Genomic DNA, 19,391 nt, shown 5'->3' with positions numbered 1-19,391 from the left:
GGCTCCAACGGGGGCCGTTTTAACCCCATTTGTTGGAGCTTTTATTACAATGGCTGACGCTAACGCCCCGCTCGGCACCACGATTTCGAGCATTGTTCCCTCTGAGAAGGTGCTCGCTAACCGCGTTGACCTTATCACCCGCGAACAGAACACTCTTGTTACTTCCGGCCTCGCCGTGCAGGCGGGCGCTGAAGGCGCACTCCTCATGCAGGGCGGCGCACGCAAGGGTTCGCTGACCTACATCAACCCGCTGAACACCGACGAAGTGAATGTCTCGACCGACACCGACGTTGACGGCAAGACCGGTCGCATCACCGCCGATGAATATTCGTGCGTTCGTCACGATCTCAACTACGGTTGGAAGTATTTCGACCTCACCCGCATGATCACCCTCTATGATGCCCGTGGCGGCATCGAAGCCGGTATCGGCGAGTATTGGGATGTCATCGGTAAGAAGCTCGGCCTCGCGTCGATCAAGGGTGCTCTCGCCGCTGCAAACGCATCGGGCCTCACCGTTGGTGATGCTGACGAAGTGTTCGGTCGCGATCTCATCATCGATGCAACCGCAACCGCCGACGAGTTTGCCGACAACTTCGACATTCTCATCACTTCCTCGAAGAACGTCGCGAAGCTGAAGAAGGATCGCGCAAACTTCGCACCGGGTGAAACCGGCATCGCACTGCCGACTTATGCCGGTATGCGCGTCGTCGTTTCGAATATGTTCGGCGAAGACACTTCGGTTATCGCGCGTTCGGGCGCTCTGGCGTTCCACGTCGGCACGGTTCCTTTCGAGGTTCCGGTTGAGGTGCAGCGTGATGCCGCTAAGGGCACCGGTGGCGGTCGCGAAATCCTTTGGTCGCGTCGTTCGTTCGTCGTGCATCCGCAGGGCTTCAACTACGTTGGTGCCGTTGCTCTCGCACCGGATGCGATGGCGACCGGTTCGAACTGGACGATGGAAATCGCCCCCAAGTTCGTCGGCTTCCGCGCTATCAAGCACGCAGCTTAATCGCTCGCGATTAACTCAAACCAAGAGGGGGTGAGCCGCAAGGTTCGCCCCCCCTTTTTCATAAATACCCTCATGATGATTTCTGAGGATGGCACCGGCACCCCCGGCGCAAACAGCTACGCGACACTTGCGCAGGCGGCGGACTACCACGCGGCACGGCTCAACACGGCTTGGACGGACGCGGACAGCGCCACTCAGGCGGCGGCACTCATTCGAGCAACCGACTACATCGAAGCTCACTATCCCGCCCCCGGCGCTCGCCTGAGCCCGCTACAGGGCCTCCAGTGGCCTAGCGCAGGCGCTACGGCGCTTCCCGCCGCGATCGTCGCCGCAACCCTCTTTGCTGGCGTTCTACGCGCTCAAGGGGCCTCTCATCGCCCCGGCTGAGCGTGGCACGACCAAGAGCACCAAAAAGCTCGAAGGCGTTGGCGAGCTTACGACCGAATACGACGCGGCACCGTCCGACCCTTACCCGGCGATCACGGCAATGCTTGCCCCGTTGATCACGCGACCCGCTGGCGGCGCACTCATCATGGGACGCCTTACCCGGTGAGCATCTTTGACGACTTCCGGGGCCTCACGGCTGAGCTATTCGACGCCTTCGACCTCCCCGTTGCCACCATCACCCGCAAGAGCGAGGCCGCACAATCGAACGCCGATCGCGCGGCGGGGCGCAAGGGCGTCGTCACGATCGCAACCCCTCACCGGGCGCGGCGTGCTGGCGAAGCGCAACCTCAAGCTCGAAAACGGAACGATCGTATCTCAGTCGATCGCGAAGCTGAGCATCGCCGCCAAGCGTGGCGATCGGCTCAAGCTGGGCAACTTCGAAGGCGACGTAATCGAGACTGAGGAAGTCGCACCAGATGGCGGCTCGCCTTTCATCGTCATTGCGGTGCTCAAGTGATCAGCATCAAGCTCGATATGAGCGACTTCGAGACGCTCGCCGATGAGCTTCGCGATCTCATGATCGAAGACATGGAAGATATCATGAGCGACGTTCTCGCTGAGCTTACTTCAGCCCCGCCAGTCGGCACCCCGGTTGATCAAGGCGCGGCTCGTCTGGGCTGGCAACTCGACACTACCGACCCGCTCAAGATGGAAATCTATAACCGCGTTCCGTATATCGGACGCCTTAACGACGGGCACTCTAAGCAGACGCCAGCCGGGTTCGTTGAGCGCGCCGTGATGAAGCACGCGCCCGATTGATTACCCTAAATATCGGATGACGCACCACGACGATATTACCGCCATCCGTGAGCGGTTCCTTTATGCTTGGGGCAATCTCTCCCCCGTGATCATCCCCGGCGTTGATACGGCTGAGGGTGAGCCGGAAACCGCATATTGCGTGCTTAGCGTCTGGCCCGTTGACGAAGAACGCCTAACGCTCAGCCTCGACCCCGATTACGAATCTAAGGGCCTTGTCTGGATCGATATCTATTCGCCCTTGAGCGATGGCGACGCCGTAGCGTGGAGCCTCGCCGATCGAGCCGCGACGATCCTTCGTGACTGGCGTTCGAACGACGGTCGCGTTCGTTGCGAAACCGCGTCTTTCCGTAATGGTGCAGACGAAGGCGAGTTCATGCGCTTGATCATCAACGTGAAGTATCGAGCCCGCCACTAAAACCGCTCCAAAGACCCCGGCTCTCATAAATATGACCGGAGCCACTTCGCTCCTATCAACTCATTTAGGAGCTTTTTTGTGAGCAATCCCGTAGACAACACTTATGCCGTGATTAAGGAAGTCGTTAAGGGCGTCACGCCCGCGACCCCGGCATTCAATTCCGCCGACATCACCACTGGTGGCGCTACTCTCACGTTCAACATGAACGACCTTAACTCTGAAACCATGAAGCAGTCGCGCGACATGGCGGGCATCCGTAAGGTTGCCGGTTCGGGTTCGGGTTCGATGAAGTTTGAGCTTCGCCGCGATCCGGTTATCACCGACTTCCTCGCCGCCGCATTCTCGGCAGTCAAGAACGGCAACAACTACGTCGGTTCGAACAAGGATACCTCTTTCACCGTCGAAGAGACCATGACCGTTGACGCGGGCAAGCTCTACTTCCGTCACAAGAACGTGCATATCTCGAAGGCGACCATCACGGTTGACGCTGAGTCCAAGGCTCAGGTTACCTTCGATTTCGTCGGCGGTTCGTTCGCGGAAGACGAAGCACCGATCACGGGCGCGACCTACGTCAAGACCGTGAAGGGGCAGGAGCTTGTCGGTCGCGATATCGGCACGATCAACATTGCTGGCCTCACCGCCCGTTATATGTCGCTTGAAATCAGCGTTGAGCAGGCTCGCGAGCCCAACTATGCACTTGGTGAGCGTGACGCCTTCGAAATCGGCACCAGCGCTAACCGCATCGTCAAGGTGACGGCGAAGCTTTTCCGCAAGGACTTGGCACCTGAGCGCCTTTTCAACGACGACACCCCGGTTGCCGTTGCGATCGAGCTTGGCGACGGTGCGAACGGCTACGGCTTCACGCTCCCGGCGTGCGTTGGCAGCTTCCCGACCAGCGAAGCGAACGGTTCCAAGCAGCTTGTGAACGTCGTTCTCACCGCTCAGTATGACCCGACCGCAGACTATGCGGCTATGTTCTCTGAGCTTGTCTAATCGCCCCTCCTACAAGTAAGCGATGTTAAGCGCCGTCCGGGCTTCCGGGCGGCGTTTTTCATGCGCTCAAACGGGCCTTCGATCGATCTCGATAAATAAGATATCTCTTGTAGGAGCTATCTTTAGAATGACCGCATTTCACTTCCCCGCCCGTTACGATGAAGCTCAGGCCGACGAAGGCGTTTGGACTTCCGTTATCGATGAAGTGGGCAACCACTACGGGCGCTTTAAGCTCTGCCTTTTCGATGAGCTTACCCCGCGCTACCGCGTGACGCTTGAGCGTCTCCAGCGCAAGTATCCCGCCAAGAATGGCCGCACTAATGAGGCTTACGCGGCGAAGTCGGACGATGAAAAGAACGTCGAAGTCTTCGTTGAGCTTTCGCTTGTCGATTGGGAAATCAAGGACGAAAAGGGCAAGGCAATTCCGTTCGCGAAGGATACGGCTATCGCCTACCTTAGCGACGTTCGCGCGCTCTACGTGCTTCGTGAGCTAGCCGCATTCGCGCGCGACGTTCGCAACTTCCAGCCGGAAGAACAGACGGACCTTCCCGAGGGAAACTAATCGGGCGCTTACTCTTTGAGGTTGAGCAAGGCGATGACCTTGCCGACCTCAAAGTTTTGGCGACTATCGACGGGCCTTCCGGCGATGGTGCCCGCGAAATCCTGAGTGAGTGCCCAACTCTCACACCTTACGAAATGTCGTTCTATCGCGCCTTTCGCGAGCTTGGAACCATGCGCCAAGTTGGCATGAGCGTGGGCGCTATCCCTTGGGATAAGATCGTCGCTTACGCCAACTATCATGGCTTTAGCCGCACCGACACCGACATCCTCATTCGAGTAATCGAAAATATGGATGCCAACTGGCAAAACGCTATCCGATCGAGAAGCGCGCCAAGTCAATAAATAGGTGATGGCCGCTACTAACGACAAAATCATTCGCATTCGCTCCGATATTAACGCGGCGATTCAGGATGCCCAAAAGCTCCAACGCGCTTACACTCAGCTTGGCGGGGTGAACCCCCGCGCTACAGTCGATGGTGAACAACCTTAACGGTGCTCACGGTGCGACTACGCGCGCGGGTGCGGCGGCTAACGCGGCTAACAGCAACGTGCGTTCGCTTACCGGATCGGTTGGCGGGCTGGGCAGCGCAGCTAACGCGGCGATGAGCAACCTTGCGGGGATGGGCGGCACCCTTACTAGCATCGGCTTCGCTGGTGCGGCGGCTGGTATCACCGCCGTTGTCGGCGCGCTCACCGCGCTTGCTTCCGTGTCGGTTGGTGCAGCCGCGCAAGCTGAGGCTCAGAAAGCATCGCTCGCGACCGTAACGGGCAGCGTCGTCAAGGCTCAGGAAACTTACGCGGCTCTCGTTAACTACGCGGCTAAAACGCCGTTCGACGTTAATCAAGCGGTAGACGGTTACATCAAGCTTCGCGCTCTTGGCCTTGCGCCGACCGAACGCGCGATGATTAGCTACGGCAACACGGCATCGGCCCTTGGTAAGGGGCCGCAGGCACTGAGCGACATGATCGAAGCCGTCGCGGACGCTTCGACCGGCGAATTCGAGCGCCTCAAGAGCTTCGGCATCACGACCAAGCAGGAAGCCGACAAGGTTAAGTTCACCTTCGGCGGCGTTACCACTGAGGTTGCAAAGAACAGCGAAGCGATCCAGAAATATTTGATCGAGCTTGGCGAAACCAAGTTCGGCGACGCCATGACTCGCCAGATGCTTACCTTTAACGGGGCACTTTCGAACCTTGGCGACGCATGGGATCAAACCCCTAGTCGCGATCGGCGAAGGCGGTTTGCTCGACGCCGTGTCGGGCGCGATCAAGCTTATCACTGAGGGCGTTGGTGCGATCGGCCCCGTGCTGGTGGGCATCGGCAACGCGATGGCGGGTGCAATCGAGGGCGTTACGTCGATCGCGTCGGGCATCGGCGACCTATTCTCAGCGATCAACACGGGCGGCGGTTCGGGTATTTCCATCATGGAAAACTTCACGTTCCAGTTCAACATGATCGGACAGATTGCGCAGGTTGTCGGCGCGATCGTCGGCGGCGTGTTCTCGGCAATCGGGACCGCGATCAACGGCGCATCGTCAATGATCATGGGCAATATGGGCGCGGCCCTCGATTGGCTGGGCATCAAGTGGGAAACGTCGGGCCGCTCTTGGACGAACAGCATGTTCGGCGTGCTTCGTGGCGCGAAGGCGGTTGCGATGGCGCTTCCGCAGATTTTCCAGATCGCGATCAACGACCTACTCGGCATGTTCTCGACCCTTGGGCAGGCGATCACCGCGTTGCTTTCCGGGCAGTGGGACAAGGCTAAGGCGCTCGCGTCGAAGCCGCTATTCAGCAACACGGGCCGCGCGATCAACGCCGTGGGGCGTATCGGCCTTGCCACCTACAAGGACGAAGCCGGGGCCGATCGTGCCATGAGCCGTATGCTTGGTCGCGACAAGAAAGCTGACGCCAAGCTAGACGTTGCCACCAGCCCCAAGGCCCCGCCCGCATCCGGCAAGGACGATGACAAGGCGGCGAAGGCGGCGGCGGATCGTCTCAAGCGCGAAAACGAGTTTTGGAAGGCGCTCAAAGATCAGACGACGGCGGCGGGGATGCTCACGCTTCAGGCTGAGGAATATAACAAGGGCCTTGAGCTTCGCAAAATCCTTGAGCGCGAGCTTTCGGATAGCGAGAAGTCGCGCATTTCCACCGCGCTAGGCGAGCTTAACACGGCTAAGGCGATCACCGCCCTCAAGCAGCGCGCTTTCGAGGCTCAGAACGAATATACCGTTGAGCTAGGCCGCGCTAAGGGCCTCACCGAACAGCAACGCGGCGTCGAAGACGATCTCTTCAAGGCGCGTATCGATGCCAAGAACCGTGGCGTCGATATCGACGCTATCGCCTACAAGTCGGCTGAGGACGCGCTTCGTATCCAGCTTGAGAAGAACGCGGCGCTCAAGGCTCAGAATGAGCTTTTGAAGAAAGCGCAGGATTTCGCCCCTTTCGATGTCTTCGGGCGCTAAGGCGGCGGATGACCTCAAGACAATCGAAGCTCAGTATAAGGCTTATACGGACAGCGTAGCGGGCGGGAATATGCCCGACACGTTCCGCGACCAGATCGTTGCGGGCTTCGAGGCCGCTAAGCTCAAGATCGGACAGGACGCGATCAAGATCGTGCTCGATATGTCGCCGACCGCCAGCCGGAACGCGCGTATCGATACGGCTAACGGGCAGTTCAAGGAAGGCATGGCGCAACTCGCCAAGATGTCGCTCACCCCGGAAGGGCGTAAGCAGCTTGAGGGCGAAATCTACACGACCCATAAGAATGCACTCGGCAAGATCAAAGCCGAAACCACGCGCGAATGGGTAGATATGTTCGATGATCTCGCCGACACGTTCGGCGGGAAGCTTGGTGGCGTGCTCGGCAAGTTTGCGGATGGTTTCGAAAAGATCGCGGAAATGATGAGCGGCGATCTCACCGGCCCCGCTGGCATGTTCGCGAAGCTCTTTAAGCGCGAAGGCGCATACAAGGACAGCGCGAGCGAGTTCAGCCTTCCCAAGATCGGCGAAGCGATCAAGAGCCCGCTCAGCAGCCTTTCGAAGGGCTTTGGCGATTTCAAGTCGATGTTCTCCACCGATCTCGCTACCGGCCTCACCAAGGGCCTAACCAAGATGCAGGCGGGCGCTCAGGTTGGCGGCATGGTCGCGGGCGTCGGCGATCTCTTGGGGCTTGGTAAGGGTTTCTCGAAGGGTGCCAGCATCGGAGGAACCGTGGGCGGCTTGTTCGGCCCGATCGGCTCGATTGTCGGTTCGCTTGGCGGCGGCTTGCTGGGCTCGCTATTCTCGAAGGCCCCCAAGGGGAAGGCGATCCTCACGGGCGCGGGCGAAAGCGCTATCAGCGGCAATAAGGCGAGCGCCCGCACGGCGCTTACCGGAACGGCGGCGTCGATTCAGGATGGATTGGCTTCGCTGGCGTCGCAGATCGGCGGCACCGTGGGCGCGTTCAACGTGTCGGTTGGCAAGTATAAGGACAGCTTCCGCGTAAGCTCGACCGGCGCAACCAACGTCGATACGAAGAAATCGAAAAAGATCAGCGGGCTTGTCTATGAGGGCAAGGACGAAGCGGCAGCAATCGCGGCGGCGATCAAGGACGCCATCGCCGATGGTGCGATCACCGGACTTGCGCCGATCGTCCAAAAGGCTTTGGCTGGGCTTGGTGCAGATAGCGCAATCCAGTTCGCTAAGGATTGGAAATCGGCAATGGACGATTACAAGTCTATGACCGATCCAGTCGGCGCGGCTATCGATTCGATCGTTACCCCGCTCAACGGGCTTCGCGAAACGATGCTCAAGGTTGGTGCTTCGACGGAAGACCTCACCAAGATTGATGAGTATCGCACCCTAAAGCTCAAGAACGCGCTCAAGGAACAGCTTTCGAGCCTCACCGACTTCCTCGCCGCGCTCAAGGGCGAAGGTTCGGGCGTCACTCAGATGGACCAGCTCAACGCTAAAATGGCTGAGTTTGACACCTACAAGGCGCGCATTGCGTCGGGTGATTCGAGCGTTGATCAGTCGGCGTTCACTCAGCTTGGACAGTCGATTTTCAGCCTTGCGGGCGATATCTACGGCACCGCGACCGGGCAGTTTCAGGCTATCCGTTCGATGCTCACCGGCACCACTCAGGCGCTGGCGGACAACGTGACGAAGGCGTTCAACACGTCGGCGGGCTTCGATGTCACCAAGGCGGCAGCGGATACCACCACGGCGGCTATTCAGGCTCAGGCGGCATCGGCGGCGGCTCACTATCAGGCTCAGGCGAACAGCAACGCCGTGCAAGAAAGTTGGCTCAAGCAGATTGCGCAGGGTATCGCCAAACTCGGCAATAACGGCACCGTCGCCGCTAATGGCGACTTGGCTTACAACGGGCAATACATGGGCAAAACCTACTAAATAGGTGATGGCCTCTAATCCCGATCGCGCAATGCTCGTCACCCAACCGTATCGTTACGCGATGCGGAAGGTTGACGGGACGCTTGCGCTCTATCCCAACTCGAAAGTTATCGAGATTAACACCGCCCTTGATGAGGAGGGCGGTGAAGCTCTCGCGCAAGAAATCTTTGACCAGTCGGGCGAAAGCGCGCGAACCTTTCGGGTTACGATCTCTGAGGCCATCAATCGTGATGACTTTATCGATGGCCCGCCGCGCTTCATGCTTAACTTTCCTGAGCATCCGGCAGCGGACCCGACGAAAATCTACACCGTCATTGATATGAAGGTGCGCGATCTCGCCAACCGCACCGTGCTTATGGTGCGCGGATGAGCGCGCTTTTCGTTGCCCCGCTGGCGTTTACGGACGCGAACAGCCCCGCACCGATCGACGGCACGACGGTGGGCAATCTCAACAACGACAAGCCCGGTTACGTGTGGCGCGGATCGCTGGGGAGCGCATCGTTCACGATCGATCTAGGCCCCGATCCCGTCGAATATGACACCATCGCGCTTGTCGGTTCCAACCTACGCGCGAGCGATGGCGTGCGGGTGCAGACTGGCACCACCACCGACGTGAGCGGCTATGACAGCGGCACCGTGGCGGCTTGGGCTGGCAAGAAACCCAAGCAGCTTAGCGCCAAGACGATTGCTCTACTCCCGTCCATTCGCACAGACCGTTATGTTCGTGTCACCATCACCGCGCCCGGACACCCGCGCGGCTATGTGCAGGCGCAACGGCTGGTGATCGGCGCGGCGACGCGAACCTACGGCGTGAAGTTTGGCGCTAAGGTAAACTTCGAGGATCGCAGCCCGATTACCATCGGCCCCGGCTTCGAGGATGTCGATCGTTACGACGTGCTCCCGGCTTGGGATATTACCACAACCGGCATCACGGACGCGGCATGGCGTGAAACTTGGTTTCCGCTACTCTTGGAAGTCGGATCAAGTTCGGGCCTTTTGTTCGTTCGCGATAATCGAGCCCCCCGAGACTTGGCAAACGGATGCCGTTTATGGTCGCATCACTTCGAAGGCTTCCGGTGAAGCTATCAACTTCGATAGTTGGGTTTTTGTTGGCACGATCTTGGCATTCGCCCCGTAAGCGTCCGCCTACCGATCCAGCAAACCGCATAAATATCGTATGCGGAATATCCTTATCGAAATCAGCGCCGTTAACCCGGACACGAAGCTTATCAATGTCGTTCGCTTGTCGGCGGCTCACGCCAAGGCTGAGGGCGTTTTCCTTGACGGTAAAGTTTGGGTTCCCGCGATTACTGGTGATCCCGAACATTCTATCAGCTATTGGGGCGACGGTCGCACTCAGCCCCTAACCGTGTCTTACGGGCAGGTTGATCTAATCCTTAGCCGCACCCTCGACAATAAGCATTGGGGCAAGCTCGACTTCGACGGCGCGGATGCGACAATCTGGGTTGGCGAAATGGGCGTTCCCTTTTCCGCCTACCGCCAGACCTACGCGGGCAAGATCGGCCCTTTCATCGAAGCGGACAGCCGCACGGCGCGTTTCTCTCTCTTGGGGGCTGAGGCTCAGCTTAACCGTGAGTTGCTTGATCGGACCTACGCGGGAACGGGCGGGCTCGAAGGGCCTAGCGCGATCACGGGCAAGCTCAAGCCGATCTCATTCGGCGAGTGCGTCAACGTAGAACCGGTGCGGTTCGATACCATCAAGTTCATCTATCAGGTGAACGCCTACGCGGCGACGCCGATCAACGCGGTATATTCGAGCGCGCTCAGCCTTGGTGCCCCGGCGACGGTCGCGACCAGCTACGCGGCGCTTGTGGCGCTTCCCCTCAAGCCGGGTGAGTGGGCATCGTGCCCAAGCGCTGGCATGTTCCGCCTTGGTGGCGATCCCGGCAACGCCAAGATCACCGCCGACATCGGCACCCCCATGACCGCTACGGCTATCGCTGGCGAGCTTGTGAAGCGCTCAGGCATCGTGCCCGCGCGCATCGCTTCGAGCTTCACCACCGGCACCCGCTTGGCTTCGCTCTACAAAACCGAAAACGCGACGATCGGCGATCTTGTGCGGGAATACGCTTTCGCTTCGTCGCGCCTGCTAATCACGGATTCGAAGGGCGTCCTTCACCTCGCACCGAACAACTCGACCAAGGCCCCCCGGTAAGCTCGCAAGCGACGGCTCAGCGGCACCGTTCGTGCTCCCCGACACAATCGCGCTCGAAGCCCCGGCGTCGCCATCGTGGAAAGTCGTTATCGGGCATACCCCGGTTTGGGCGGTTCACTCAGCGACCGAAATCAGCCCCGCGATCTACGCTGAGGGTGCCGATCTACTGGCGTTGATCGCGGCGGCGAAGGCCGCAAAGGAACGCGCTGAGGCGGCTCGCGCATCGTCGTTGCTGGCGATCAAGCGGCTTGATGACGCGGTTAAGGATTCGATCCTCGACCGCACTGAAAAGCGCGCCTTGCTCACCGAATATGAGGCCATCACGGCGGAAGCTCAGGGCATTGTCGCGGAAGCTCGCGCCCGTGGCCTCAACGCGGACGCTCAGGGGCCTAGCGGACGCCTACGCGGCCCTTACCGCCTACATCGCCACCCTCAACCCGGCGCTCAGCGATATCGAGCGTGACACCACGATTGATGGCGCGACGTTCCGCGCCCGCTTCGTCGGCTATTACACGAACCGCCAACCGGTGCTGGACGCCCTTGCGCGTATCGCCAAGCTGGACGCGGGACAGCCGACCAGCGTTGCGGACCTGAGCCCGATCGACGGGGCGAAGCTTGATGAAGCGGTTAAGAACGCCAGCGACGCGAAGGACAACGTAGACAAGGTTCGCACTCAGCTTCCCGATCTTGTCGGGCCGCTTTTGCAGACGCCAATCGACAACGTGTCGGCGCTCCACCTCAAGGGCAGCGGTGCGATCCTCAAGGCATCGAAGGCGCTCAGCGACAAGAATGCCGTAGCGATCACGTCACTTGGCACGCGCATTGACGAAAACGGCGCGGTGATCGCTGAGGAAATCACGCAGCTTACCAGCCGGGTTAAGAACGGCGAGGATACCGTTGAGGCGGGCTTTCTCGAAGTTAACCGGACGATCGCCAACACCAAGGTTGCGATGGCGGAACAGATTGTTTCCACGATCGCAAAGTATGGCGAAAGCGCATCGGCGGGCATGGTTGAGGAACGCCGGGTTCGCGCGGAAGGCGACAAGGTTCTAGCGGAGTCGATCGACCAGATGGAAATCGATCTTACCAACTCGATTGGTGAGACGATTAGCGGGCAGATCAACGACGTTAAGCAGATCATCGCGGACAATAACGGCGCGATCGGAACCACGATCGAAGAGCTTGGCGTCAAGTTTGAAACCGAAATCAACGGCGAAAAGCTCGCGCGTGAAGCGGCTATTCAGACCGTTGAAAAGACGGTTGTTGATGCGAACGAAGCGACGGCGGGGCGCATCGATACGATTTCATCGTCTTACGACGCCTTGGGGCGCTACGTCGGCGACATCGCGGATAGCGTGGGCGGCGTCGATCGTCGCGTTGATGCCGTTTACGGCGTGATCCAGACGACCCAAGAGACGGCGGCGAACGCCAACGAAGCCCGCGCGGAAGAAACGCGAAGCCTTACCGCACGCCTCGACAACATGAACTATGCGCAGCTTCAAGAGAACTTCAGCACCTATGCTTCTAAGGTTGATGGCATCGGCGCAGAATACACGCTTAAAGTGCAGACGACGCAAAACGGTGAAAAGTATATCGCGGGCATGGGCATCGCGATCGAAAACGGCGTGTCGGCTATCAACTTCCTTGCTGATAGCTTCCGCATCACCGCGAACAGCCAAAGCGGCCCCTCAACAGGTTTTCTATTCGGATGCTCAGGGCGTTTACATGCCCAATGTCCGTGTCGATAAGCTTGTTCCGGGCGCGATCGACTTCGAGTTCGTCAACAAGCAATCGCTCCTCGACCCGAGCGGCGGCTATCAGATGCTACCGGGCGGCATGATCATGCAATGGGGGCGCTTCCGCCAAGTCATCCGCAACGAGCTTACGTTTCCGGTAAACTTCCCGATCCCGTTCCCGAATATCTGTCTCAGTTTTTCGGCAACGCCTTACTTGGCCGTGTTCAACAACGAACGCGATCTTTGGATTCAGATCATCGGACAGCCCACGACAAGCGGCGCAGTCGTCGCCACTCAGGCGGCACGTCGTGATGATCAGTATCTTGACGGCTTCGATTGGTTTGCGATCGGACGCTAAGGTTCGGGCGGGGTGCCGCGTCATCTTAATAAATACCGTATGGCTATTTTTGAATCGACCGGCACCGTTGCCCTTACGAACAACTCCACTCAGGTTACTGGTGCGGGCACCAATTGGGCGGTTAACTACCCCGGCGTTTTGCTTATCATCGAAGGGATGAGCTACCCGGTTGCGTCGATCAACGGCGCAAACTCGCTCACGCTCGCTAAGCCTTTCTCAGGCGCGACCGCATCCGGCCTCGACTACACGTTCGCGCCGTTGCAGCCCGACAACTACAATCTGAGCGTCAAGGTAAACGAAATCATCGATATTGCCGGTGATCTTGTGGACGCTTCGCGCGGCCCCGCTGGACCGGCTGGACCCGCAGGCGCGACCGGCCCCGCAGGCAAAAACGGCGATGTCGGCTTTGGCGCGGTGATCGGCCTTACCGAGTATGCAGGCCAGCCCGCTGGCGGCTCAGGCGTGAACCTCATTGTTCCCGTCGCGACCGGCGATCCCGGCATCACCCTTACTCAGTCGTCGCAAGTCGTGTTGCCTTACGACAAGCCCAACGCTGGCATCGGCCTTTGGATCAAGGCGACGACCTCCGGTTATGCGATCACGCTTGGCCTCACGAACGCCCCGCTTCCGCAACCCGAGGTTCCTAGCGAGCCGATCGATTTGTCGGGTAGCTCGACCATTTACGGCACCCCCGGCACCATCATTCCGCTTGGCATCTTCGTCGGCGGATCAAGCGCAGACTTCACCGTCAACATCCCGGAAGCCCTCCCCATTCGGATTGAGCGCAAGACCGGCATTGTTGTGCCGACTTCGACCAAGTGGACGATGGGCGGCACTGGCGCACCTTACCCCGCCGTTGGGGATGCCGTGCCGTCTATGGCGGGCTTCAACAAGTCGGGCACCGGCTTTGACTTCCGCAACGGCCATGTTGTCGTAAACAACGGCTCTTACCTTTTCACGGACGCGCTGGGCCTCGATTTCGGTTCGTCGGCTAACGAAGTCACGACACAGACCCCGCCGACCATGCGGATGAAGTGGAAGGGCGTTATTCCGAACACCGGAGCGGAAGCCATCCTTATGAACTTGATGGACTATTCGACGGGCGGTTTGACGTTCGGGCCTTATTGGGATGGCTCGACGCTACAGCTTAAAATCCATCGCAACGGCTCGACCGAGAATATCACGAGCGACTCAAGCGACTTGCGCGCTCTCGGCACCAACCAGCTTTACGAAGCCGAATGGATCGACAACCCGACAGGCGCGGGCGGTTCGGTAAACTTCTACGTGAACGGCACAAAGATCGGCGAGACAAAGCAGGCGACCAGCAAGCCGCGCATTGCGAGCGTTGCGGCGCTCGAAATCAACGCATCGGTTGGCAACACTTCGCAGGGCGTCAATAACCTCGAAATCGAATACCTCGCTCTCGATGTCGGTAAGCCCGCCGTGCAAAGCAACTTCGAGGCGGTTAGCGATGGCCCGATCACGAGCGCCGACTTGCAAGCGCTTGTCGTTGACGCGCGCGCGATCACTACCAACCAGCCCGCTTATCACCTCACCTACACCGCGAACGGCATTCAGACTTACGATATCGAAATCGTGGTTGGTGAAATGGTTGTTCCGGCTGGACGCGCTTACAAGGCGGTTCTTGAGGATTGGAGCACGGGCGTAGGCGTCGCGCATCCGGCGCAACTTGTAATGACGAAGCCTAGCGCTCAGAATTGCAAGTTTGAGGACGCGAACCTTTACACGTCTCAGCCGACTTGGACCGAGGTTCTACCGCAAGGCCCGGTTCCCGTCATTAACGGCATCGCTTATTATTGCGAAGGCATCCGCATCGGCACGTATGTGCAGTTCCAGTTCGGTTACGATTGGGATGCGGCAACCATGCCTTACAACCCGTTCGGCGATCCGACCGGCAAGGACTCTTACATGGTGCCGCATAAGTGGCGGATCGAGGACGTGAACGGCACCGTGCTTTCGCGCATCGAAATGCCGAACGGCGAGCCGCTTAACTCAGCGAACCGCAAGCCCGCTTGGCAGGGTTCTTACGACGGTCGCGGCGTCGCGATCATCACGGCTAACAACCAGTGGAACCCGTTCGGCACGACCCGTTCGGGCGTTATCTGGCGCTCGCATGAGCCGGTTGCTTACTCGCAAGCCGATGTTTGGAAGAACGTCCCCGCTTACGACATGCGCGTTCCGTTCGCGGCTAAGACGGGCTTTTCCGTCAACGGCGGCGACGCTCGCGTTTTCGGCGACGGGCAGGCGAACGGCTTTGCGAACTATCGCGCAATGTCGTGGGAGCCGACGACTTACAACGACATCATCACGGCGGGTGCCAACACTCAAGACCCGTGGAAGGGGCAGCGTTTACGCGGCGGACGGCATCGTTCCGAACGCTGGTATTTGGCTGAAATACACGCCGTTCAACCAGATGGGGCGCAGCCCCGTGACGGGTCCGGGCGGTGCGCGCGACGATCGCCAGATCATGCCGGAAATGGTGGCGGAGTATGTTCGCGACGTGAACGCTAAGCGCCCTCACGATGGCCGTTCGATGAAGTCGATTAGCCTCGACTACCTCACCGGCTATGTGTCGGACCCGTTCCATTCCTTCGAGGGGGGCCGCAACCGTCCGCTCTTTAAGGGCAACATGCGCCGCAACATCACGATGCGGAACCACTACTATGGCCCCGGACAGGGCGCGACTCCCGCGTCTCAGGCTTATTACGCGCAGGGCGGACGCCAATACGAATGGCAGTCGTCGGCGTCGCCGCTTCGCGTCAAGGTTCCTTACGCGGGCATGGCTTCCGATCGCCCGATTTTCGGCACCAACATGATCGATGAGGCGCACGCTCACCAGTTGCCGCATTGGGGTTCGATGCTCTGGCAAACGCCTGAGTTTGCGTTCCTTGGGCACCGGTTCTTCGATCAGGCGAAGCTCTACGATAACGTCATTCTCGGCAAGCAGGATAGCGCGACCGAGTTTTACGAGCGTGGCGCGGCATGGAAGTTCATGCACACCGCCCTTGCGTGGAAAACGGCGTCTAACAACTCGGATCGCCTCTACAGCCGCGCGGAAGTGATGGACTTTATCACGTTCGACTTCGAGACGTTCTACGATCTCTGGTATGCCGCGACGCCCGGTTTCCTCAACCCGCCCGCCAACATCATGATCGGCGGCGAGATTGACCAGCGCTCAGCAGTGTTCGCGGGTGCGGCTCGCTTTGGACCGTGCCAGTTCACCGACATTGGCGTTCATTGCCATGACTTCTTTTCGGGCTATTGGCTGAGCGCGCTTCATGCGGCGAACAAGATCGGCTTTATCGACGCGCTCAAGGCCGCTTCGCCAAAGGTTAAGGCGGTGATCGAGTGGTTGCTTGCGATGCACCGTAAGCGGATGATCGGTCGCGTTAAGGACGGCTTGCTTATCAACGCATCGGGTTCCGACTACCTCACCAGCTATTGGACTGAGGCGGAAATTCGGGCGGCTGGCGGCGATGTCTCGAAGCTTCACCAGACGTTCGCGGCGGTGCAGGCCGCGCGCCCCGCGCCTTCGTGGGATACCTACACGAACGAAGGGCAGACCTATGACCGCGACGGGCAGGCGATGGATCAGCTTCTAGCAGGCCCCGCGATCATCAAGGATTTGGGGATGACCGGAACGGATATCGACCAAGCCGTTACGATCGCGGAAGCTCGTTTTCAGGAAAAGCTCACCGCCGAAACCGCGAAGGGTCCGGGGCAAGCCGGTTCGACTTGGTTCAAGTATCATCAGGTTACGAACAACCGGCCTTACAAACCCTGAGCGATCCCGTGGGGCCTTGATCGGCCTCACGGGCTCCCCTTCCCCAAATAAGGGATGATCACCAAGCTCAAAACCTACGCCGTGGCACTCGCCATCTATCTGGGCAACGGCGCGACCCGCCGCGCCCTTGCATCCCCTCATTGCGGCGGTAGCGCTGGCGGTGGGCGGTAAGGCCCTCGATATCGAGCACGTCGATACGATGATCGCCCTTTTCATCCCGCTGGCGGCGGCGTGGAGTTCGAACACTCCCAAGATCGAAGGCGACACGACCGAGGCCGATAAAGGCGGTGAGTAATGGCTACCGCACCGCGCAAGCGCGCCCCCCGCCGCACCGACCCCCGATCCTAATCTAGTGGCAGCGCTCGCCGCCCTCGCGCCCGCAGAAGAGCGTGGCTTCGCTAAGCACGCCTCAACGATTATCGGCGCGGTAATCCTTGCCCTCATTCTTTGGGCTGGCGGGCAGCTTTTGAACCTCAACAACACTGTCACCCGGATGAGTGCCGACGTGAGCGCGCTCAGCAAGTCGATCGACGGACTTCAGACCGGACAGGGCGCGAGCGCCAAGATCATCGGCGATCTACAGCGCTCAGACGCGGCTCAGGACGCCCGCGACAACGCATACGAAGCGGACATGAACCGCGTTAAAGAACGGGTGCGGATGCTCGAAGGGCAAAAACCCCTAGAGCTAAACCGGCCTCGAAATGCCGATTGAGCAAGCGCGCTTGATCCTACTGGCGGCGTTCGTGGAAAACCCGGACTTGCCCGACGATATGAAGGCGAAGCTCGCGAAGCTCATCGTTCCGGCGCGCAAGCGCAAGGCGTTCCCCTTCTAAATGTTCCCTCTTCGTTCTATTTAGAGTTATGGTCCGCACCGACTCGGAACGCCTCTTAATCGAGCACCTCGAAGGCTTCACGCACGCCCATATTCGATGCCGGTGCCATCGCGTCGCGACGGTGCGAAGCCGCGCGCTCATTGATGCCGTTGGTCATCAGGCGACCGTGAGGCGAGCGCAAGCCCGGCTGATATGCACAGTCTGCAAGTGCAGGGGCTGGGCGACAATCGAGCCAGCGACGCGCTGAGTCCACGGTTACAGATGCACGCGGTCTAACCGTTATCCTTATACGAAATCATTATCTCAGCAGCCAATCCCGTGCGGGGATCGGGCACACGGATAATTTGAACCTTCCTGCTTGAGAATGCGCCCTCGATTATCTCCGCCTCAGTCTGCCGTAGCTCAGCCATGAGATGCACGATGGTCCTTTGGCCTTTGTCGGTGCCCCATTGAGGCTTTCCGCGTAGACCGTTCAAATAATTTTCTAAGGCAGATCGGTTTCGTCGGCGGCGCAAACCGAACTGCCACCACGCCCACACCGCGACAGCCGCCGTCATTATTGAAGCGATGTGATCCAGCAGATCAAGCCAGTCCACGCTCAACAGCCAAGCGCCAAAGTTCATAATATCCCCCTTGCGGCGGATTATACCGGAACGCTCCTCATGACCAACTAGTCACTCGTCCTATTGACTTGAAAAGGGCCTCATTACGGTCCAACAACGGACCCGACACCTTCGCCTGGTAGTCTGCAGCGCATTTCGGGGCTCGCGCGCAGGCCAGACTCGCATCGCCGAGATGCCCGCACCGACATGGGTTCATCGCGGCGATCAATTGGACACGGGCAGGAAAGGTGACGTGCGCGTTGGCGCGGGCAACGCTGACCGTACCCGTCTCAAGCGGTTGGCGCAGCGAATCGAGGACGGCGCGCTGGAACTCCGGGAGTTCGTCGAGGAAGAGCACGCCGAGATGCGCAAGGCTCACCTCCCCCGGCTTTACCTTCAAGCCGCCCCCGGTGAGTGCCGCCATCGAGGCGGAATGATGCGGGGCCCGAAAAGGCCGCGTGCGGGTCAAGCGACCGCCGGTCAGGGTGCCGGCCACCGACTGGACCATCGACACCTCGAGTGCCTCGGCCGGGTCGAGCGGTGGCAGGATCCCGGGCAGGCACGAGGCCATCAGCGACTTGCCGGAACCCGGCGGGCCTACCATCAGCAAATTATGCGATCCGGCAGCTGCGATCTCCAGCGCGCGCTTCGCGGTCTCCTGCCCTTTCACCTGACGCAGGTCCGGACCATGATCGGCGTGCTCGACGATTCCCGGTTTTGGTGGGCTGAGCAGGCCGTGGCCCTTGAAGTGATTGAGCAACGAAAGCAGATCCGGCGCGGCGATGACCTCGATCTCGCCCGCCCATGCCGCTTCCGAGCCCTGCGCCGCGGGGCAAACGAGCCCCCTTCCCCACTTCCGACGCATGCAGCGCAGCGAGCAACACGCCCGGCGACGCGGTGATCCGCGCATCGAGCCCTAGTTCGCCGACGATCACGTAATCCGCCAGCGCTTCGGCATCGACCACGCCCATCGCCGCCAGCAACGCCAGCGCGATAGGAAGATCGAAATGCGACCCTTCTTTAGGGAGATCGGCGGGCGACAGGTTCACCGCAATCCGTTTCGGCGGCAGCGATAGTCCCATCCCGGCGATCGCGCCGCGCACGCGTTCGCGACTTTCGCCGACCGCCTTGTCTGCCAAGCCGACCACGTTGAACGCGGGAAGTCCTGGAATCAGTTGGACTTGCACCTCGACCGCGCGCGCTTCGAGTCCCATATACGCCACCGTCGCTACCATCGCCGCCATGCCCGCTCCCCCGCGACACGACGTCACGCCTTATTCATACCCGATTTGCCATGTCTGCAAGGATAG

22 protein-coding genes and 1 pseudogene are annotated in these 19,391 nt (G+C 59.7%); 21 read left to right on the top strand and 2 right to left on the bottom strand.

Annotated elements, in window-relative coordinates; translation table 11 throughout:
* The first annotated feature begins 175 nt into the window (after positions 1 to 175).
* The 21 genes from NHF48_RS19730 (at position 176) to NHF48_RS19630 (ending at position 17,358) form a co-directional block, all read left to right on the top strand.
* Positions 176 to 1,006 (top strand): hypothetical protein, encoded by an 831-nt coding sequence (locus NHF48_RS19730; RefSeq protein ID WP_263816988.1) that lies wholly within the window; start codon positions 176 to 178, stop codon positions 1,004 to 1,006.
* A 75-nt stretch (positions 1,007 to 1,081) separates the two neighbouring features.
* Positions 1,082 to 1,393: a DnaT-like ssDNA-binding protein gene (locus NHF48_RS19725; protein WP_263816987.1), complete on the top strand. Its 312-nt coding sequence runs from the start codon at positions 1,082 to 1,084 to the stop codon at positions 1,391 to 1,393.
* A 328-nt stretch (positions 1,394 to 1,721) separates the two neighbouring features.
* Positions 1,722 to 1,910 carry a hypothetical protein gene (locus NHF48_RS19720; protein ID WP_253072055.1) on the top strand — a complete coding sequence of 63 codons (189 nt, stop codon included), beginning with the start codon at positions 1,722 to 1,724 and terminating at the stop codon, positions 1,908 to 1,910.
* Positions 1,907 to 2,212, top strand: coding sequence for a hypothetical protein (locus NHF48_RS19715; RefSeq protein ID WP_253072054.1), 306 nt, complete (start codon positions 1,907 to 1,909; stop codon positions 2,210 to 2,212). Before NHF48_RS19720 ends, NHF48_RS19715 begins: the two co-directional genes overlap by 4 nt.
* Positions 2,213 to 2,228: 16 nt before the next feature.
* Positions 2,229 to 2,627: a DUF4128 domain-containing protein gene (locus tag NHF48_RS19710; RefSeq protein WP_253072053.1), complete on the top strand. Its 399-nt coding sequence runs from the start codon at positions 2,229 to 2,231 to the stop codon at positions 2,625 to 2,627.
* 78 nt (positions 2,628 to 2,705) lie between these two features.
* Positions 2,706 to 3,620 carry a phage tail tube protein gene (locus tag NHF48_RS19705; RefSeq protein ID WP_253072052.1) on the top strand — a complete coding sequence of 305 codons (915 nt, stop codon included), beginning with the start codon at positions 2,706 to 2,708 and terminating at the stop codon, positions 3,618 to 3,620.
* A 127-nt stretch (positions 3,621 to 3,747) separates the two neighbouring features.
* Positions 3,748 to 4,182, top strand: coding sequence for a hypothetical protein (locus NHF48_RS19700; protein WP_253072051.1), 435 nt, complete (start codon positions 3,748 to 3,750; stop codon positions 4,180 to 4,182).
* A gap of 134 nt (positions 4,183 to 4,316) precedes the next feature.
* A complete protein-coding gene (locus tag NHF48_RS26205) occupies positions 4,317 to 4,523 on the top strand; it encodes a phage tail assembly chaperone (protein WP_446741223.1) in 207 nt (68 codons plus the stop codon).
* 278 nt (positions 4,524 to 4,801) lie between these two features.
* A complete protein-coding gene (locus NHF48_RS19690) occupies positions 4,802 to 5,464 on the top strand; it encodes a tape measure protein (RefSeq protein ID WP_263816985.1) in 663 nt (220 codons plus the stop codon).
* Positions 5,465 to 5,678: 214 nt separating this feature from the next.
* Positions 5,679 to 6,644 (top strand): hypothetical protein, encoded by a 966-nt coding sequence (locus tag NHF48_RS19685; protein WP_263816984.1) that lies wholly within the window; start codon positions 5,679 to 5,681, stop codon positions 6,642 to 6,644.
* 151 nt (positions 6,645 to 6,795) lie between these two features.
* A complete protein-coding gene (locus NHF48_RS19680) occupies positions 6,796 to 8,571 on the top strand; it encodes a hypothetical protein (RefSeq protein ID WP_263816983.1) in 1,776 nt (591 codons plus the stop codon).
* Positions 8,572 to 8,578: 7 nt separating this feature from the next.
* Positions 8,579 to 8,941, top strand: a complete 363-nt coding sequence (locus tag NHF48_RS19675) for a hypothetical protein (RefSeq protein ID WP_263816982.1) — start codon at positions 8,579 to 8,581, stop codon at positions 8,939 to 8,941.
* Positions 8,938 to 9,651 carry a hypothetical protein gene (locus NHF48_RS19670; RefSeq protein ID WP_253072045.1) on the top strand — a complete coding sequence of 238 codons (714 nt, stop codon included), beginning with the start codon at positions 8,938 to 8,940 and terminating at the stop codon, positions 9,649 to 9,651. The genes NHF48_RS19675 and NHF48_RS19670 overlap by 4 nt, the downstream gene beginning before the upstream one ends.
* A gap of 289 nt (positions 9,652 to 9,940) precedes the next feature.
* Positions 9,941 to 10,747 (top strand): hypothetical protein, encoded by an 807-nt coding sequence (locus tag NHF48_RS19665; RefSeq protein WP_253072044.1) that lies wholly within the window; start codon positions 9,941 to 9,943, stop codon positions 10,745 to 10,747.
* 31 nt (positions 10,748 to 10,778) lie between these two features.
* Complete coding sequence (locus tag NHF48_RS19660) at positions 10,779 to 11,210, top strand: hypothetical protein (protein WP_253072043.1); 432 nt, start codon at positions 10,779 to 10,781, stop codon at positions 11,208 to 11,210.
* Positions 11,110 to 12,495 (top strand): phage tail tip fiber protein, encoded by a 1,386-nt coding sequence (locus NHF48_RS25440; protein WP_253072042.1) that lies wholly within the window; start codon positions 11,110 to 11,112, stop codon positions 12,493 to 12,495. The genes NHF48_RS19660 and NHF48_RS25440 overlap by 101 nt, the downstream gene beginning before the upstream one ends.
* A complete protein-coding gene (locus NHF48_RS19650; RefSeq protein WP_253072041.1) occupies positions 12,473 to 12,841 on the top strand; it encodes a gp53-like domain-containing protein in 369 nt (122 codons plus the stop codon). The genes NHF48_RS25440 and NHF48_RS19650 overlap by 23 nt, the downstream gene beginning before the upstream one ends.
* Before the next feature lie 156 nt (positions 12,842 to 12,997).
* Positions 12,998 to 15,373, top strand: a complete 2,376-nt coding sequence (locus NHF48_RS19645) for a hypothetical protein (protein ID WP_253072040.1) — start codon at positions 12,998 to 13,000, stop codon at positions 15,371 to 15,373.
* Positions 15,291 to 16,646: a hypothetical protein gene (locus NHF48_RS19640; protein ID WP_253072039.1), complete on the top strand. Its 1,356-nt coding sequence runs from the start codon at positions 15,291 to 15,293 to the stop codon at positions 16,644 to 16,646. The genes NHF48_RS19645 and NHF48_RS19640 overlap by 83 nt, the downstream gene beginning before the upstream one ends.
* A gap of 127 nt (positions 16,647 to 16,773) precedes the next feature.
* Positions 16,774 to 16,941 (top strand): hypothetical protein, encoded by a 168-nt coding sequence (locus tag NHF48_RS19635; RefSeq protein WP_253072038.1) that lies wholly within the window; start codon positions 16,774 to 16,776, stop codon positions 16,939 to 16,941.
* 57 nt (positions 16,942 to 16,998) lie between these two features.
* Complete coding sequence (locus NHF48_RS19630) at positions 16,999 to 17,358, top strand: hypothetical protein (RefSeq protein WP_253072037.1); 360 nt, start codon at positions 16,999 to 17,001, stop codon at positions 17,356 to 17,358.
* Between the two features lie 393 nt (positions 17,359 to 17,751).
* Here the strand turns inward: NHF48_RS19630 and NHF48_RS19625 are convergent, their stop codons facing one another.
* Both NHF48_RS19625 and NHF48_RS19620 read right to left on the bottom strand, forming a co-directional pair.
* The gene (locus NHF48_RS19625) at positions 17,752 to 18,102 is read right to left on the bottom strand and encodes a hypothetical protein (protein WP_253072036.1); all 351 of its coding nucleotides are present in this window, start codon (positions 18,100 to 18,102) and stop codon (positions 17,752 to 17,754) included.
* Positions 18,103 to 18,187: 85 nt separating this feature from the next.
* Positions 18,188 to 19,325 (bottom strand): annotated as a pseudogene (locus NHF48_RS19620) (YifB family Mg chelatase-like AAA ATPase); the annotation flags it as partial.
* Between the last annotated feature and the right edge of the window lie 66 nt (positions 19,326 to 19,391).

The organism is Sphingomonas sp. H160509 (assembly GCF_024124765.2).
GTDB lineage: Bacteria > Pseudomonadota > Alphaproteobacteria > Sphingomonadales > Sphingomonadaceae > Sphingomonas.
This window is presented reverse-complemented; position numbering and strand designations above follow the sequence as displayed.

Excerpts from the sequence above, each read along its gene's own strand:
- NHF48_RS19725 (WP_263816987.1), top strand. The coding sequence starts at position 1,082 with ATGATTTCTGAGGATGGCACCGGCACCCCCGGCGCAAACAGCTACGCG.
- NHF48_RS19700 (WP_253072051.1), top strand. The coding sequence starts at position 3,748 with ATGACCGCATTTCACTTCCCCGCCCGTTACGATGAAGCTCAGGCCGAC.
- NHF48_RS19670 (WP_253072045.1), top strand. The coding sequence starts at position 8,938 with ATGAGCGCGCTTTTCGTTGCCCCGCTGGCGTTTACGGACGCGAACAGC.
- NHF48_RS19625 (WP_253072036.1), bottom strand. The coding sequence starts at position 18,102 with ATGAACTTTGGCGCTTGGCTGTTGAGCGTGGACTGGCTTGATCTGCTG.
- NHF48_RS19650 (WP_253072041.1), top strand. The coding sequence starts at position 12,473 with ATGCCCAATGTCCGTGTCGATAAGCTTGTTCCGGGCGCGATCGACTTC.
- NHF48_RS26205 (WP_446741223.1), top strand. The coding sequence starts at position 4,317 with ATGTCGTTCTATCGCGCCTTTCGCGAGCTTGGAACCATGCGCCAAGTT.
- NHF48_RS19690 (WP_263816985.1), top strand. The coding sequence starts at position 4,802 with ATGGGCGGCACCCTTACTAGCATCGGCTTCGCTGGTGCGGCGGCTGGT.
- NHF48_RS19710 (WP_253072053.1), top strand. The coding sequence starts at position 2,229 with ATGACGCACCACGACGATATTACCGCCATCCGTGAGCGGTTCCTTTAT.
- NHF48_RS19645 (WP_253072040.1), top strand. The coding sequence starts at position 12,998 with ATGAGCTACCCGGTTGCGTCGATCAACGGCGCAAACTCGCTCACGCTC.
- NHF48_RS19675 (WP_263816982.1), top strand. The coding sequence starts at position 8,579 with ATGGCCTCTAATCCCGATCGCGCAATGCTCGTCACCCAACCGTATCGT.